Consider the following 15518-nt stretch of genomic DNA (forward strand, 5'->3'; position numbering starts at 1 on the left):
CATCCAAATTTGGAATTTGGTTCCGATAGCTATCGGGATGGAATTTAATTAATCCACCCATTTATAATAACGAGCCCCGATTAAAACAGGGTTTTCTTTTTCGATTCGATCCAGAATCCATTCGTTTTTCGGAGTTCTAATGCTTGTTTTTTGTTCTTTTTTATGAAGACTTTCGTAAGTATTAAAATCAATTTCTACGCTTTCGGCAAGATTTTCAAAAAGTTTTACGTTCTCTAATGCAAATTGCCATTCCGGTTGAATTGTTCCTTCAAAAACTTTCGATTTTGATCCGCTTCCGTAAGCTAAAAAACCAAATTTAGTTCCGGCAACTTCTTTCTTTGTATCGTAAAAATGAGCCAAAGTCGATAATAATCCCATGAAAATAGAACCTGTGTAAAGGTTTCCGATTAAAGAAGAAGCCAATTCAGCAGGTTGTAATTTCTCCGTTACAAAAATTCTGTATTCATCAGATTTTGCCACTTCTTTAATTTTAGTCTGATAATCTGCAGGTGTAATTTCATCAGCAATAATTTTATCAGAATGATCTAAAGAGTAAATTTCAGACAACATTCTTCTTCCCTGGAAAGAATACGGCAAGTGCATGATAATACTATTCCATGAATTGTATAAAGTCTCGCTAGTATTTTTTAATTTCTTGAACGAAAAGTATGCATTACGCGTACGATCCATATAACATTGGTTTGAATACTGACCATCAAAAACGGGCTGATCTTTGTGGATTTCGATTTCAGCTTCCAGATTGTCAAACCAGGAATCGTTGTTGGTGTTTTTTGTGATTTCCTCTTTAGAAATAGTTCTGTAAGGTTTAAAAAAATCAAAAACCCCTTTTGTGCTTGTTGCCCAATTTTCATCAAAAGCAATAATTCTAGGATTTGAAGTAATTAACATTGCAGCAGCACCGGCGCCCTGAGTATATTCTCCTGTAGAGTTTAAATCGTATTTTGCAAAATCTGTAGTAACAACAATTGCTTTTTTAGCTGGATTTAGTTTAACAAAATCAACACAGTTTTGTAAAGCATCAACACCGCCAATACAAGCAAAAGTAAAATCGACAACATCACATTCTGCTAAAATATCTTCACCAAACTTTTGTTCCATTAAAGCAATCAAATAAGAACTGATTGGTTTAGAACTGTCGATTCCGCTTTCGGTACCAACATAAATCCGGCTTATTTCGTTTAGGTTTATTTTATTATCGATGATTAATTTTGTCAAAGCATTTGCTCCAAAAACAACCACATCCTGATGAACATCCGGCAAAGTCATTTTAAGTAATCCAAGACCTTTTTCTAATTTTTCCGGTTCAATATTTCGGGCATTTGCCAAAGTTTTTATAGGCAAGTGTATGTTGGCTACGTCAAAAGAGATAGCGTCAATTCCTGTTTTCATTCTTAATTTTTTGAGCGGCTAAAGGTAAAACTATGTTATGGAATGACAATTTTTTGCTTTGATAAAATTGAGTGCCGGAATCACTTTTGAAGAAAACAAATCAAAAGTTTGAATAAAATATCAATATGATAAATTTTGAGCGACTTTATACGTATTGAAAATGAGGCTTAAGAGGCGGAGAATGGTTTTCTATACTAAAATAAATGTAATTACGAATATTTTTGTACGTAAAAGTACGTATACGTAGTCTACTTTAAAATGATTATAAATAACAGCGAAATGGTTGTAGTTCTTTTGTATTTGAGTTATTTTTGTGTAATTTTTTAAAACAAACTACTTAACACTTATGGCACAATCTGCACAGTTGAATGCTTCCATCTTAAAGAAAGTAGCAATGGCTCTTTCGGGAATATTCTTAATCACGTTTTTAGCGCTGCATGTTTCCTTAAATTTTATTTCTATAATTAGTGAGAACGTTTTTAACGAAGCTTCTCATTTTATGGGTTACAATCCGCTAATACAATATGTAATGCAACCAGTTTTGGCATTCGGAGTAATTTTCCATTTCGTAATGGGATTTGTACTAACTGCTCAAAACAGCGCTGCAAGGCCAATTGCGTATGCAAAATACAATGGAGCGGCAAATGCTTCATGGAGTTCAAGAAATATGATTATTTCTGGACTAGTTATTTTAGCATTCTTAGGATTGCATTTTTATGATTTCTGGTTTCCTGAAGTTACCTACAAGTATATTGCAGGTACAGCTCCAGATGCAACAAGGTATTATGGTGAGTTAGTTCATAAATTCCACGATCCAATCCGTACAGGATTATATTGTGTGGCTTTTGTGCTTTTAGGTTTTCACCTTTGGCACGGGTTTGCATCTTCTCTTCAATCGATGGGAATGCACAATAAGTACTCTCGATTCTTAAGTAAAGTTGGTTATGGATTTGCGGTTATTGTACCGGCACTTTTCATTATTATCGCTTTAGTTCATCATTTCAATAATTAATAATCAATTATAATGGCATTAGATTCAAAAATTCCAAATGGTCCTATAGCGGACAAATGGACAAATTATAAAGATCATATTAATTTAGTAAACCCTGCTAACAAACGTAATTTAGATATTATCGTTGTTGGTACAGGTTTGGCTGGAGGTTCGGCTGCGGCTACTTTGGCAGAGTTAGGATATAACGTAAAAGCATTTTGCTTCCAAGATTCACCACGTCGTGCGCACTCTATTGCTGCACAAGGTGGTATCAATGCAGCAAAAAACTATAAAGGAGACGGTGACTCTATTTACAGATTGTTTTACGATACTGTAAAAGGAGGTGACTACCGTGCTCGTGAGGCAAACGTTTATCGTTTGGCTGAAGTTTCAGGTAATATTATTGACCAGTGTGTGGCTCAAGGGGTACCATTGGCTCGTGAATACGGCGGATTATTAGATAACCGTTCTTTTGGAGGAACTTTGGTTTCTCGTACATTCTACGCACAAGGACAAACTGGACAACAATTATTGTTAGGAGCTTATTCTGCAATGAACCGTCAGATTGGTCGTGGAAAAATTAAAATGTACAACCGTCACGAAATGTTAGACATTGTTATCGTGAACGGAAAAGCGAGAGGTATTATTGCTCGTAACTTAATCACTGGAGAAATAGAAAGACATTCTGCTCACGCTGTAGTAGTAGGTTCTGGAGGATACGGAAACGTATTTTTCCTTTCTACAAATGCTATGGGAAGTAACGCAACAGCAGCTTGGAAAATTCATAAAAAAGGAGCGTTTTTCGCAAATCCTTGCTACACACAAATTCACCCAACATGTATTCCGGTTTCAGGAGATCACCAGTCTAAATTGACTTTGATGTCTGAATCTTTACGTAATGACGGTCGTATTTGGGTACCTAAAAAATTAGAAGATGCTCAGGCAATTCGCGAAGGAAAGAAAAAAGCAACTGATTTATCTGAAGACGAAAGAGATTATTTCTTAGAAAGAAGATATCCTGCATTTGGTAACTTAGTGCCTCGTGACGTTGCGTCTCGTGCAGCTAAAGAAAGATGTGATGCTGGTTTTGGAGTTAACAAAACGGGTGAAGCAGTTTACTTAGATTTCGCAGCAGCAATTAAACGTTATGGAACTGAAGATGCTTATGTGAAAGGTTTAGATGATAAAGATGCTGCTTTGGTAACTAAATTAGGAGCTGCAATCGTGAAAAGTAAATACGGAAACTTATTCCAGATGTATTACAAAATCGTCGATGAAGATCCTTACACAACACCAATGATGATTTACCCAGCGGTTCACTACACAATGGGTGGAACTTGGGTTGATTATAACTTAATGACTACAATTCCTGGATGTTTCTCAATTGGAGAATCTAACTTCTCTGATCACGGAGCAAACAGACTTGGAGCTTCTGCTTTGATGCAAGGTTTAGCTGATGGATATTTCGTATTACCTTATACTATTGGAGATTACTTAGCTCCGGATATTAAAATGGGTGAAATCTCTACAGACTTACCAGAATTCGTTGAAGCTGAAAAAGCAGTTGTAGATCAAATCAATAAATTTATCAATAACAACGGTAAATATTCTGTAGATTATTTCCATAAAAAATTAGGAAAAATCATGTGGAATAAAGTAGGTATGGCTCGTAATGCTAAAGGTTTAGCAGAGGCTATTGAAGAAATTGCCGCTTTACGTGAAGAGTTTTATAAAGATGTAAAAGTGCCAGGAAGCGCTAACGAATTTAATCAGGAATTGGAGAAAGCAACTCGTGTTGCCGATTTCTTAGAATTAGGAGAATTGTTTGCGAAAGATGCTTTACATCGTAACGAATCTTGTGGAGGTCACTTCCGTGAGGAATACCAAACAGAAGAAGGAGAAGCACTTCGTGATGATGATAACTTTGCATACGTTGCAGCTTGGGAATACAAAGGAAAACCAAGTGATGCGGTATTACACAAAGAACCTCTTAATTACGAAAACATTAAATTAGTTCAAAGAAGTTATAAATAAGAATTTGGTCGAAAGCCAAAGTCTTAAAGTCAAAAGGCAAAATGTGCCAAGCGACTTTCGACTTTCGACTTTATGACTTTCAAACGAAAAAGGTTATGAAACTTACATTAAAAATATGGCGTCAGAAAAACGCACAAGATAAAGGAGGGATTGTAGAATATCCTATTGACGGAATCGAACCAGATATGTCTTTCCTTGAAATGCTTGATGTTCTTAACGAACAATTAATCAACAAAGGTGAAGAACCAGTTGCATTTGACCACGATTGTCGTGAAGGAATCTGCGGAATGTGTTCTTTATTTATTAATGGTGAAGCACACGGACCAGACAGAGGAGTTACAACTTGCCAATTACATATGCGTATGTTTAAAGATGGTGACACGATTTTTATCGAGCCATTTAGAGCAAAAGCTTTCCCTGTAATTAAAGATTTAGTTGTTGACAGAACTTCTTTTGACAGAATTCAACACGCAGGAGGATTCGTTTCTGTGAATACTTCAGGAAATACAATCGACGCGAATACAATTCCGGTTAACAAAGACGACGCAGACAAATCATTTGATGCTGCAGCTTGTATTGGTTGTGGAGCTTGTGTTGCAACTTGTAAAAACTCTTCAGCAATGTTATTCGTTTCTGCAAAAGTTTCTCAATATGCATTATTGCCACAAGGTAAAGTTGAAGCAACTGATCGTGTTTTACACATGGTTCACCAAATGGATTTGGAAGGTTTCGGAAACTGTACAAATACAGGAGCTTGCGAAGTAGAATGTCCAAAAGGAATTTCTCTTGAAAATATTGCACGTATGAACCGTGAATATTTAGCAGCAAGTTTAAAAGGATAATTTATCTTTTAAATATATAAAAAAAGCATCTGTCGTTTGGCAGATGCTTTTTTGTTTTTTAGTAATTCTGAACAAGTATTCCGTCTCAAAAAATATATTTATATGAATTGCGTACATTTGTAAGAACTAAAATGTATTTACATGAGCAATGATAGCGAAATTGCAAATTATAGCAAGGAAGAGCGTAAAAATCATATTTTAAAAGAGATTAACCTGCATACGCGTGTAAGCTTTGAAACCTTATCGGCTAAGTTAGGTGTTTCTGAAGATACGGTTCGTCGTGATATCAACGAACTCGAATCGGAAGAACTGCTGATTAAAGTGAAAGGCGGAGCGATGGCGAAAGGATATCACTATTCTTCGTCAAATCAAACTTATGCCGTTGAATCAAAACAGCTGATTGCTCAAAAAGCCGCTGGACTTCTACATGACGGAATGGTTTTGCTAATTGATGGCGGAACTACAATTAGAGAATTTATCCGATTGATTCCAAATGATCTGAATCTTACAGTATTTACTATTACTGCACTTTCGGCAGTTCAGCTTTTAGATAAACCCAATATCAAAACGATTATGATTGGGGGAAGTATTTCTTCTTACAGTCAAATGTGTGTGAGCGGAGATGTGTTTCATCAATTGGCAAACATAAAAGCCGATTTGCTTGTTTTTGGTACAAATGCTCTGGATGTTGAAGGCGGATACTCGGATTCTGACTGGGAAACGGTTCAGGTGAAAAAAGCAATGATTAAGGCTTCAAGAAAAACGGCAATTCTGACTATTTCAGAAAAGCTGAATACAGTTTTAAAAATGAAAATTGCCAATTTATCTGAGGTTGATTATATTATTACAGAATTAAATCCTGACGATAAAAAATTAGAGCCTTACAAAACGCCGGATCTGGTTATTATTTAAGAAGGCCTTATTAATTTTTGAAAGCTAATTTTGCTATGCTATTATAATTTTGAAATATGAAAATTGCCTTAATTCAATCCGATCTTTATTGGGAGAATCCTTTAGAGAACAGAAAAAACTTTGAGTTAAAAATCAACCAAATCGAGTCTGATGTAAATTTAATTGTACTTCCTGAAATGTTTTCTACAGGATTTACAATGAATGCTGCAGAAGTTGCAGAAGGTATGCAAGGCGAAACAATTCTCTGGATGCAGTCTCTTGCCAAAAAAAGAAAATGTGCTCTTACAGGAAGTGTAATCATTACTGAAGACGGAAAGTTTTATAACAGAATGCTTTTTGTTTTTCCATCGGGAGAATTTCAATATTATAATAAGCGACATTTGTTTTCACTGGCTGGAGAAAATCAATTTTATACGGCAGGTAATCAAAAAGTGATTGTTGATTATTTAGACTGGAAAATCTGTCTGCAGGTTTGTTACGATTTAAGATTTCCGGTTTTTGCCCGTAATAAAGAAAATTATGACTTGCTTTTGTATGTTGCCAATTGGCCTAAAGTTCGAACCAATGCTTGGGACGCCTTGCTAAAAGCTCGTGCAATTGAGAATTTGAGTTATGTTGTTGGTGTGAACAGAATTGGTCTGGATGCTAATAATTATGAACATACAGGGCATTCGCAAGCAATTGATTTTTTGGGCAATTATATTCTGGAACCACAAGAAACAGAAAATGTTTTTGTGGTTGAACTGGATAAAAATAAAATGCTGGAAACCCGAAAAAAGCTTGACTTTCTAAGTGATAGAGATTTCTTCGAAATTAAAATCTAAAAGGCTTTTCTCTTTTTCTCGTCGTCTTTTTGTTTTTTCTTGTCTGCTTTTTTCTCGACTTCAGGACTAAAAGGTACACTTAGATCAATTGCCTGGTCAACATCCCAATTAGATCGTACATCGACACCTTTTTGAAAGTAGAATACTTCTTCAGAATAGGTTTTGCTTAAGAAATTTCCGGTATCGTAGATTTTATTCTTGTTGTCATCATAAATAATACGAACAGTAAATTCTTCAGGCGAGAGTAAATCGAATTCGATTTTAGTGTTTCCTTCAGAATATTCAGAAGCAATTACATTATCTCCTTTTTTATTCAATAGTTCAATAATTATCGGGAAACGTTTTACATTCTGTAAATTCATTACCAGATTTCCGTAATCTTCTAGTTCTTTTGTAGATAATTTATAAGATAAAGTATCATTTGATTTTTCGTAGAAATCGGTTAACGCTCCAGGGAAAAGGGTAATCTTGTATTTTTCTAAAGGTTCTTTTTTGAAATCAAGATAGAATTTTTGCTCAAATTCATCGTATTCTGTAGTGAAATCAACCGTAACAGAATCTTTATTGATTAATCTTATTTTAGATTTATCAAATTTAACCAACGGAGTGGCAGATTCTAATGTGAACTTGTCTCTAAAATTAAGAACACCATTTTGTAACGCCGTAATATTTAAAGTGTCTTTTTTCTGATCCTTAATTTTTATTGTAAACTTTTTGTCATAATTAGGAGCGCTGGTTTCAACAGTTAAAGAATCTGCTTTAATTGGTTTGAACCAAATTTGAAGAGAATCTTTTTTAGAAAACTGAGTAACTATGGTCTCCAGAACTTCTGTATTGTTTTTAAGCGTAATTTTTGGTTTAGAAAGCTTAAAGTTTTGCTTGCCGTCATAAGGAAGGTAAAGTCTGTTTCCGGACACCTGAATTGGCTTGAATGTTTTTAGAGGTAAAGTTTCTTTAAATAATTCTAATTCAAAAACAGTATCATTTGGTACCGTAATCGGGTGTTTGATGAAACCTATTTTGTCGTCTTTAGGATTAAACTTATTATTGCTGTTTTTGTCTTTCATCGCCACCAAAAGATACTTCCCGGCCTTAAGGTTTTCCAGTTTAAAAGTTCGTAAACTGTCTAATGTATTTGTAATATATCGTGGAGATTCTTTATAAACAGCAGAATCTTTGAATTTTTCATTCATTTCATACAGCATTACAGAGACAAAATTATCGACATTCTTTTCGCGAGCATCCTTAACTATTCCCTGAATTGAAAGAGAATCAATGTAAGAACCTGTAGAGAAAATATATTTAAATTGATTGATCGGATTTCCTTCGTTATTGTCAGCAATACTTTGACCAAAATTAAAACTGTAAGTCGTATTTGGTTGTAATGTATCTTTAATTTTGATACTTATAAATTTACTTGCAGTAGTAGGTAATATAAGAGGCTCATGTTTCATTGGAGGTGAAATAATAAGCTGTTTATGAATGTCTTTAAGTTTTACATATTCATCAAATGTCAATATAATTTCATTTGCCTTAAAATCTGTTGTAAAATTTTTAGGAGAACTTGATCTTAAAACCGGAGCCAGCGTGTCTTTTAATCCGCCAGTAATACTGCCTCTTTTGGCGCAGCTCATCATTAATAAAACGAACAAAAATGAAATGTATTTGAATTTGCTTTTCAACATAGCGGTCTTTAAATTTGATTGCACAAAATAACAATTATATTTGCTTTAATCGAAATTTTTTATCCTTTTATTAGAGTTTGGAAGCTTTAAAAATTCAAGGTTTTTTTAGATTCAAAAGTAATAATGGGTAATAATTTCTTACTTTTGGTTTTAAATTTAATTTCCTCTGGTTTTGATTAAAAGATTTTTTGCAGGTTTGCTGTTTTTTATACTGATTGCCTGCAGTAAAAAGAATGAAGTTCGCACTGCCTTTTATTATTGGAAAACCAATTTAAAATTTTCAGAAAAAGAAAAAGAGGTTTTAAAGGAAAACAATGTTCAGAAGCTCTATGTAAGATATTTTGATATTGGACTTCATCCTGAAACTAAAACCCCTTTTCCGATAAGTTCCGTACATTTTCAGGAAGATCTTAAGAATTTCGAAATAGTTCCAGTCGTTTTTATTCAGAACAAAGTTATGCTTCAACCTAATTTTGATAGTGAGGATTTGGCGCAGAAAATATTTCATTTACTTTCTGAAATCAACAGTAAGAATAAAATTAATGTTTCAGAAATTCAAATTGATTGTGACTGGTCGCTCGACAGCAAAGAGAATTACTTGAAGTTTATCGAAGCTTTTAAAAAGCTTTCGAAGAAAAAACTCTCCGCAACAATACGACTTCATCAGGTTAAGTATTTCAAAAAAACTAAAATTCCCAATGTTGATTCCGGTGTTTTGATGTTTTATAATATGGGAAGTATTGCTCCGGATTCCTTAAATTCTATTTATAGCCGAAAAATTTCAGAGAAATACCTCAAGAGCTTAAAAAAATATCCGCTGCATCTTGATTTTGCTTTGCCGATCTATTCATGGGGAATACATATCAGAAATGGAAAAGTTTTGGGTCTTCGGGCAAAGTTAAATTTTGAAGCACTTAAAAAAGATAAAAACTTTGAACAAATTAGTCCCATTTTTTTCAAGGTAAAACAATCCAATTATAAAAATGGAGTCTTTTATGAAGAGAATGATTTGCTTAAAATTGAAGCAATTTCTTCTCAGGATTTAGTAGAAATGGCAGAAGATTTGCATGAAAATTCAGCTCAGAATCCAAATGAAATTATATTTTACGATTTAGACGAATTCAATTTAAATAATTATGAAAAGAATATTTTTAAACAAGTTATTTCTTGTTTCTAGTGTTGCCTTACTTTCGATTTCAGGAATAATATATGCATGCGCAGATGGAGATTGGGATTATTTTGGCGCATATAATTCAAACTTTACTCCCGAAACTTTTGCCGATAAATCATATTCGCCGCTTTTTTTATCCGGAGGTATTTTTTACGGAATTGGATTTGATACGCAGCATAATTCCCGTTTTAATGAAAATATAAAATCGGACTGGTCGACTTATTTGAAAGGAAAAGTAGATACCACAGCTGTGAATTATTTTTTAATAGGAAAAGAAAGTACGAGATATTATTCTGATGATAAAGATGTAATAAAAAATAAAGAAGAAGTTGAGGGGCTTCATGTGTATTATAAGACAAAAAAGAATAACGCTTCTTCTTTAAAATGGGGAAAGAAAATAAATCTGAAAGATGAAAAAGTAAAAAGCTTTGTTGAGTTTTTGTATTTAGCCCAAAAAATTGAGACTGTTTCGATTAATAAAGATTATTGGAGTTATGAGCCGGCAGTGGCAAAGACTTTTAATGACTCAAAAATGATTCAGTCTATTGAGAATGTCTACAATATGACTTCAGATCCGTTTTTAAAAAACAGATATTGGTTTCTTACCATGAAAGCTCGTTTTTACAGTAATAGTAAACAAAAAGCAATTGAGTTTTTTAATAAAACGGAAAGTTCAGTACCTAAAAATGTTTTGTATTACAGAGCACTTGCTTACGTTGCGGGAATCAATTATCAGCAGAAAAAATATGCCACTTCTAATTATTTATATGCGAAGGTTTTTGATAAATGTCCGGAATTGCGAGTTGTGACGGCTTATAGTTTTAAACCAAAAAATGAAGCCGACTGGAATAAAGCGTTGACTTTGGCTAAAGATAATAAAGAAAAAGCAGCGCTTTGGGCAATTCACGGATATTATAAAGATGAAAAACAAGCCATCGAGAAAATTTATGAATTAGATCCAAAAAGCGAGCACTTAAATTATCTGGCAACTAGATTGGTTAATGGATTGGAGCAATCACTAAATAATTCGTTTCAACAGGATGGAGGAGAAGATCAGCCAAGAAAAAAACTGACTGTAGCAGAAAACAAAGCAGAAAATCAAGTTAAGGTTGATAAAAAAGCATTAGATCTGATTGCTAAAATTTCGACTGCAGGAAATACAGATCGACCTTATTTATGGGATTTGTCTTTGGGTTATCTGCAGACTTTAAAAGGAGAGTATGCCAATGCAGATAAAAATTTTGATAAAGGGGCAAAAACACTTCCAAAAACAGAACTTGCAGGAATGCAGATTCGTTTATTACGTTTTGTAAATAACTTAAGTAAAATAGATAAGCTTACAGATAAAAACGAAAAAACTATTTTGGCCGATTTGAATTGGTTGTACTACGAACTTCCAAAAAGTTATAAAGGAGAGGAATTTCGTTATCAAAATGCTTCTTCCTGGAGCAGAAGTTATTTGTCGACTCTTTACAGGGAAAAAGGAAACTTGGTAATGAGTGAAATTTTTGGAGAATCGAGATACAGTTATTGGAACGATGGAAATGCGTATTATGATGACGAAAAAAATCTGTTAGGTATAAAAACGTTTTTGTCTAAACAGGATAAAAGTGAAATCGAAAAAATTGGCGCCGGAATTTATAGTCTAAAACTAAAGGATATTAATAACTTTCAGGCGGTTCAGGCAACATTTAAAAATAAAATTCCTGAAGCAATTGTTTTTATGCAACAAACAGATTCTGTTCAGTATGCTAAATTTCTGGGGAATCCTTTCAATGGAAATATAAAAGATTGTCACGATTGTGATCATGTAGCATATCAGAAGAAAAAATATACTCAGCTGGATTTTCTCAATACAATAAAAGCAATGCAGGATAAGCTGGCTCAAAAAGAAGACGTTTATACTAATAGTTTATTGCTTGGAAATGCTTTTTATAATATTACGCATTTTGGAAACGGAAGAACGTTTTATGAAATTAGTATTGTAGGTTATGGATCTAGTCCGTATTCTTTTAGAGATTCAATGAAAAAAATGATTACCAATTGCGACTTGCCAAAAATGTATTACCAAAAAGCTTTTGAGGCGGCCAGTACAAAAGAGCAAAAAGCAAAATGTATTTATATGATATCAAAGTGCGAACGAAATGAATATTATAATAATAAATACAATAATGTGAAGAATTGGTGGACAGCAGAGGATGATAAAGTAAATTTTATAGCTTGGAATAGTTTTAAAATATTAAGAAAAGAATACGCAGATACTAAGTATTATCAGGACGTAATTGCTGAGTGTGGTTACTTTAATACTTACATTAATCAATAAAATTTAGATAGAATGGTTAATAAAATTGAACACATCGGAATTGCAGTAAACAACATGGCAGATGCTAATGTTTTGTTTGAAAAATTATTGGGTGTTTCTTCTTATAAAATGGAAGAAGTAGAAAGTGAAGGTGTTTTAACTTCGTTTTTTAAAACCGGTGAAAGTAAAATAGAACTTTTGATGGCTACGAAGCCCGAAAGCCCAATTGCAAAGTTTTTAGAAAAAAAAGGAGAAGGAATTCATCATATTGCTTTTGACGTTGAAGATATTCATGCTGAGATTTCGCGTTTAAAAGAAGAAGGATTTGTGTTGATTAATGAAGTTCCGAAGAAAGGAGCAGACAATAAATTGGTGGTTTTTCTGCATCCAAAAAATACAAATGGGGTTTTGGTAGAGCTTTGTCAGGAAATTAAATAAAAAAATATCAAATTTAGTTTTTAAATAATCGCTTGAAAATCAATATTAATATTAAAATCATTGACATCGAATTGGAATAAAATGCAAATCATGTCCCAAAATATTTGGAGTGAATGAAAAATAGTAGTAATATTGCATCCTCAAACCGGTCCTATAGCTCAGCTGGTTAGAGCACCTGACTCATAATCAGGTGGTCCCTGGTTCGAGCCCAGGTGGGACCACTATTAAAATCAAGCCTTTGCAGCAATGTAGAGGCTTTTTTTTGTGGCATTTATGTCTGTGTTTTTATAATAAGATTCTCGTATTCTGATCTGTAGCTTCATAATTGAAAAATGTACGATTTTATAGGTATAAATCAGATTCCAAGGATATTTTTTTATCTTTGAAATTCAGATTTTTTTAACCCAAATGGCTTTATCTTTGAGCCTTTAGAAATGGATATTCATTATGGAACAGAAAATACACCAGGGAAGAAACGTAAAACGTTTCAGGGAAATGCTTAACATAAAGCAAGAAGGATTAGCATATGATCTGGGAGAAGAATGGAACCAGAAGAAAATTTCTTTGCTGGAGCAGAAAGATGTAATTGAAGACAATTTACTTAAACAAATCTCAGCGGTATTAAAAATTCCTGTAGAGGTATTTCAGAATTTTGATGAAGAGCAAGCAATAAATATTATTTCTAATACTTTTCATGAAGGATCAGTTGCTAACAATTCTGGATATATCAATTGTACTCTTAATCCGATTGATAAAATTGTACAAATACATGAAGAAAAGATTGCTTTGTATGAAAGAATGTTGAAGGAGAAAGATGAAATGATGCAAAGACTTGAGAAATTGATCAATAAATAATTTCAGATTAATTTTTACTTATAATTATGGCTCAACAAATTTGTTGGGCTTTTTTAATTTTAAAGTTGTATTTCATTAAAAATCTTTTACATTTGTCATGTAAAACCTCTGTAAACAGGGGTTTTGTACGAAATTTCTATAAAGACCCCAAGTCTAATTTAAAATTGTGCTTGCTTAGGCAGGTTTAAAGTTATGAAGATAATAAAAGCTATTTTTCCCGTACTTTTTTTAACTGTAATAAGTGTTTCCGGTGTTTATGCAGCTCCGCCAACAGTGCCTCCAGTGCCTTTTGGTGCTCCACCGCTTCCTGGTGGGCCAATTGATGAGAATTTGATGTTTTTGGTTGTGGGAGGAATTCTTTTAGGTGCGGTTTATATATATAAAGATAAAATTAAAAAAAAGCTGTCTCAATATTGAGACAGCTTTTTTGGTTTTGTTAAGAATGTTTTTTTGGATTAATTGTTCTGTTTTAATAATTAAATTTTAGAATTTCAATGTAGTAGATCAAAAAATAAAATGTTTCAAATTTTTATTTTTTGATAATCTCTTTTTGTAAAGTATATAATCACTCTTGTTAGGGTGGGGAAATTTATAGTTTAGGTTATTGTTGTGCGTATTTGGAATATTAGAAAATTAAAAAACAACAGGAAATTTTTTTAATCCGCGTATTATGTTGCTGGGTCGCCATTCTGGAGAATTGGCTGCAGAATCAAATTTTATATTGGGCAAACGATCTAAAATAGTATTTATGGCAATTTCGCACTCTAAACGAGCGAGTGGCGCTCCAATGCAAAAATGTATTCCGTGGCCAAAAGCAATATGTTTATTGTTTTGACGGGTTATATCGAATTCTAGTGAGTTGCTAAATTTAACTTCGTCTTGATTTGCAGACAAAAAGATAACCAATACACCTTCTCCTTTTTTAATTTCTATGTTTTGAATAAGAATGTCTTCTGAGGCGAGTCGCATTGTTGAATTTATTACAGGACCATTAAATCGTAACATTTCTTCAACTGCTGAATGAATTAAATTGGGATTATTTTTTAAAAGATTTAGTTGTTTAGGATGAGATAATAAAGAATGCATTCCGTTACTGATTAAATTAACGGTAGTTTCATGCCCGGCAATAATAAGTAGAAAAATAGTAGCGTATAATTCGTTTTCTGTTAAATGATCATTCGTTGTTTCCAGTTTTAAAAAAGCACTGATTAAGTCGTTTTCAGGTTTTTTTCTTCTTAAAGAGATAATGTTTTTTAAATAGTTAATAAAAGCTTCGGAGCTTTCTTCAATAGCCTGCTTATTTTTTTCGGTCACCTGAACTTCAATTAATATATCAGACCAGTTTCTTATTTTTTCACGATCTTCAGCCGGAAGACCTAGTAATTCAGCAATTACAATAATGGGTAACTGATAAGCAAAGTCATCTATAAAATCACATTTCTTATCAGATTGAATTTTGTCTATTAGCTCATTAGTGATTTGTTGAACCCGGGGGCGCATTTCTTTAACGATTTTAGGAGTAAGTGCTTTTTGAGCAAAACTTCGCAAGCGTGTGTGGTCTGGCGGATCATTGGCCAGCATATGAAATCTTCTAAGGATATAGGCGGGACTTGCCCTTTTTGTTTTTCCTTTTTGAGGAGCGTTGTCAGATGTTTTTAAGGTTTTGGGAGATTTAATAAATCTAGGGTCGCGTAAAACTTCTATGGCATCATTAAATCTTGAAAATATCCAAACAGGGAATTCGTCGTCTAATATGATTTTCTGGATTGGAGAAGTATCTCTAAGTTGTTTAAATATCACTTCAGAATTCTCATGAAATGACGATGTTTCAAAATTTATCGGAACATAGGAGCTCTTGGAATGGTAGGGGCAATTATTTTGGGTTTCTACTCGATGTTGATTTCGGACTAAAGTTAGGTTCTTCATAGTGTGTGGTATTTAGGGATTAAGTTTATTGGTAAACGCACACTAAAAGTAGGAAAATATTTAGAATGTAAAATGTATATGTTTGATTTTTAACACTTTATTGATTTTTTAATAAAAAAGAATTAATA

The 15518-nt window shown here is 33.2% G+C and carries 13 protein-coding genes and 1 tRNA gene; 11 read left to right on the forward strand and 3 right to left on the reverse strand.

Annotated elements, in window-relative coordinates; all coding sequences use genetic code 11:
- Positions 1-48 precede the first annotated feature (48 nt).
- The gene (locus KHA98_RS22575) at positions 49-1410 is read right to left on the reverse strand and encodes a hydroxymethylglutaryl-CoA synthase family protein (RefSeq protein WP_213260259.1); all 1362 of its coding nucleotides are present in this window, start codon (positions 1408-1410) and stop codon (positions 49-51) included.
- Positions 1411-1756: 346 nt separating this feature from the next.
- Between KHA98_RS22575 and KHA98_RS22580 the strand changes: the two genes are divergently transcribed.
- From KHA98_RS22580 to KHA98_RS22600, 5 genes are all read left to right on the forward strand, one after another.
- Positions 1757-2422 carry a succinate dehydrogenase cytochrome b subunit gene (locus KHA98_RS22580; protein WP_213260260.1) on the forward strand — a complete coding sequence of 222 codons (666 nt, stop codon included), beginning with the start codon at positions 1757-1759 and terminating at the stop codon, positions 2420-2422.
- Between the two features lie 12 nt (positions 2423-2434).
- Positions 2435-4435 carry a fumarate reductase/succinate dehydrogenase flavoprotein subunit gene (locus KHA98_RS22585; RefSeq protein WP_213260261.1) on the forward strand — a complete coding sequence of 667 codons (2001 nt, stop codon included), beginning with the start codon at positions 2435-2437 and terminating at the stop codon, positions 4433-4435.
- A 95-nt stretch (positions 4436-4530) separates the two neighbouring features.
- Complete coding sequence (locus KHA98_RS22590) at positions 4531-5277, forward strand: succinate dehydrogenase/fumarate reductase iron-sulfur subunit (protein WP_213260262.1); 747 nt, start codon at positions 4531-4533, stop codon at positions 5275-5277.
- A 141-nt stretch (positions 5278-5418) separates the two neighbouring features.
- A complete protein-coding gene (locus KHA98_RS22595; RefSeq protein ID WP_213260263.1) occupies positions 5419-6189 on the forward strand; it encodes a DeoR/GlpR family DNA-binding transcription regulator in 771 nt (256 codons plus the stop codon).
- Positions 6190-6245: 56 nt separating this feature from the next.
- Complete coding sequence (locus tag KHA98_RS22600; RefSeq protein ID WP_213260264.1) at positions 6246-7013, forward strand: nitrilase family protein; 768 nt, start codon at positions 6246-6248, stop codon at positions 7011-7013.
- Here the strand turns inward: KHA98_RS22600 and KHA98_RS22605 are convergent.
- The gene (locus KHA98_RS22605) at positions 7010-8698 is read right to left on the reverse strand and encodes an Ig-like domain-containing protein (RefSeq protein ID WP_213260265.1); all 1689 of its coding nucleotides are present in this window, start codon (positions 8696-8698) and stop codon (positions 7010-7012) included. The genes KHA98_RS22600 and KHA98_RS22605 overlap by 4 nt on opposite strands.
- Positions 8699-8870: 172 nt before the next feature.
- Here KHA98_RS22605 and KHA98_RS22610 point away from each other — a divergent pair, with 172 nt between their 5' ends.
- From KHA98_RS22610 to KHA98_RS22635, 6 genes are all read left to right on the forward strand, one after another.
- Positions 8871-9875 (forward strand): hypothetical protein, encoded by a 1005-nt coding sequence (locus KHA98_RS22610; RefSeq protein ID WP_213260266.1) that lies wholly within the window; start codon positions 8871-8873, stop codon positions 9873-9875.
- Positions 9835-12192, forward strand: a complete 2358-nt coding sequence (locus KHA98_RS22615; protein WP_213260267.1) for a hypothetical protein — start codon at positions 9835-9837, stop codon at positions 12190-12192. The genes KHA98_RS22610 and KHA98_RS22615 overlap by 41 nt, the downstream gene beginning before the upstream one ends.
- Before the next feature lie 12 nt (positions 12193-12204).
- The gene (gene mce / locus KHA98_RS22620) at positions 12205-12609 is read left to right on the forward strand and encodes a methylmalonyl-CoA epimerase (protein WP_213260268.1); all 405 of its coding nucleotides are present in this window, start codon (positions 12205-12207) and stop codon (positions 12607-12609) included.
- A gap of 147 nt (positions 12610-12756) precedes the next feature.
- A tRNA-Ile gene (locus KHA98_RS22625) sits at positions 12757-12830 on the forward strand.
- Between the two features lie 226 nt (positions 12831-13056).
- Complete coding sequence (locus tag KHA98_RS22630) at positions 13057-13464, forward strand: helix-turn-helix domain-containing protein (protein WP_213260269.1); 408 nt, start codon at positions 13057-13059, stop codon at positions 13462-13464.
- Between the two features lie 192 nt (positions 13465-13656).
- The gene (locus tag KHA98_RS22635) at positions 13657-13881 is read left to right on the forward strand and encodes a hypothetical protein (protein ID WP_213260270.1); all 225 of its coding nucleotides are present in this window, start codon (positions 13657-13659) and stop codon (positions 13879-13881) included.
- Between the two features lie 216 nt (positions 13882-14097).
- Here KHA98_RS22635 and KHA98_RS22640 read toward each other — a convergent pair whose 3' ends face one another.
- The gene (locus tag KHA98_RS22640) at positions 14098-15390 is read right to left on the reverse strand and encodes a cytochrome P450 family protein (protein WP_213260271.1); all 1293 of its coding nucleotides are present in this window, start codon (positions 15388-15390) and stop codon (positions 14098-14100) included.
- Positions 15391-15518: the final 128 nt, after the last annotated feature.

Origin of the sequence: Flavobacterium branchiicola (assembly GCF_018383905.1) — a bacterium.
GTDB lineage: Bacteria > Bacteroidota > Bacteroidia > Flavobacteriales > Flavobacteriaceae > Flavobacterium > Flavobacterium branchiicola.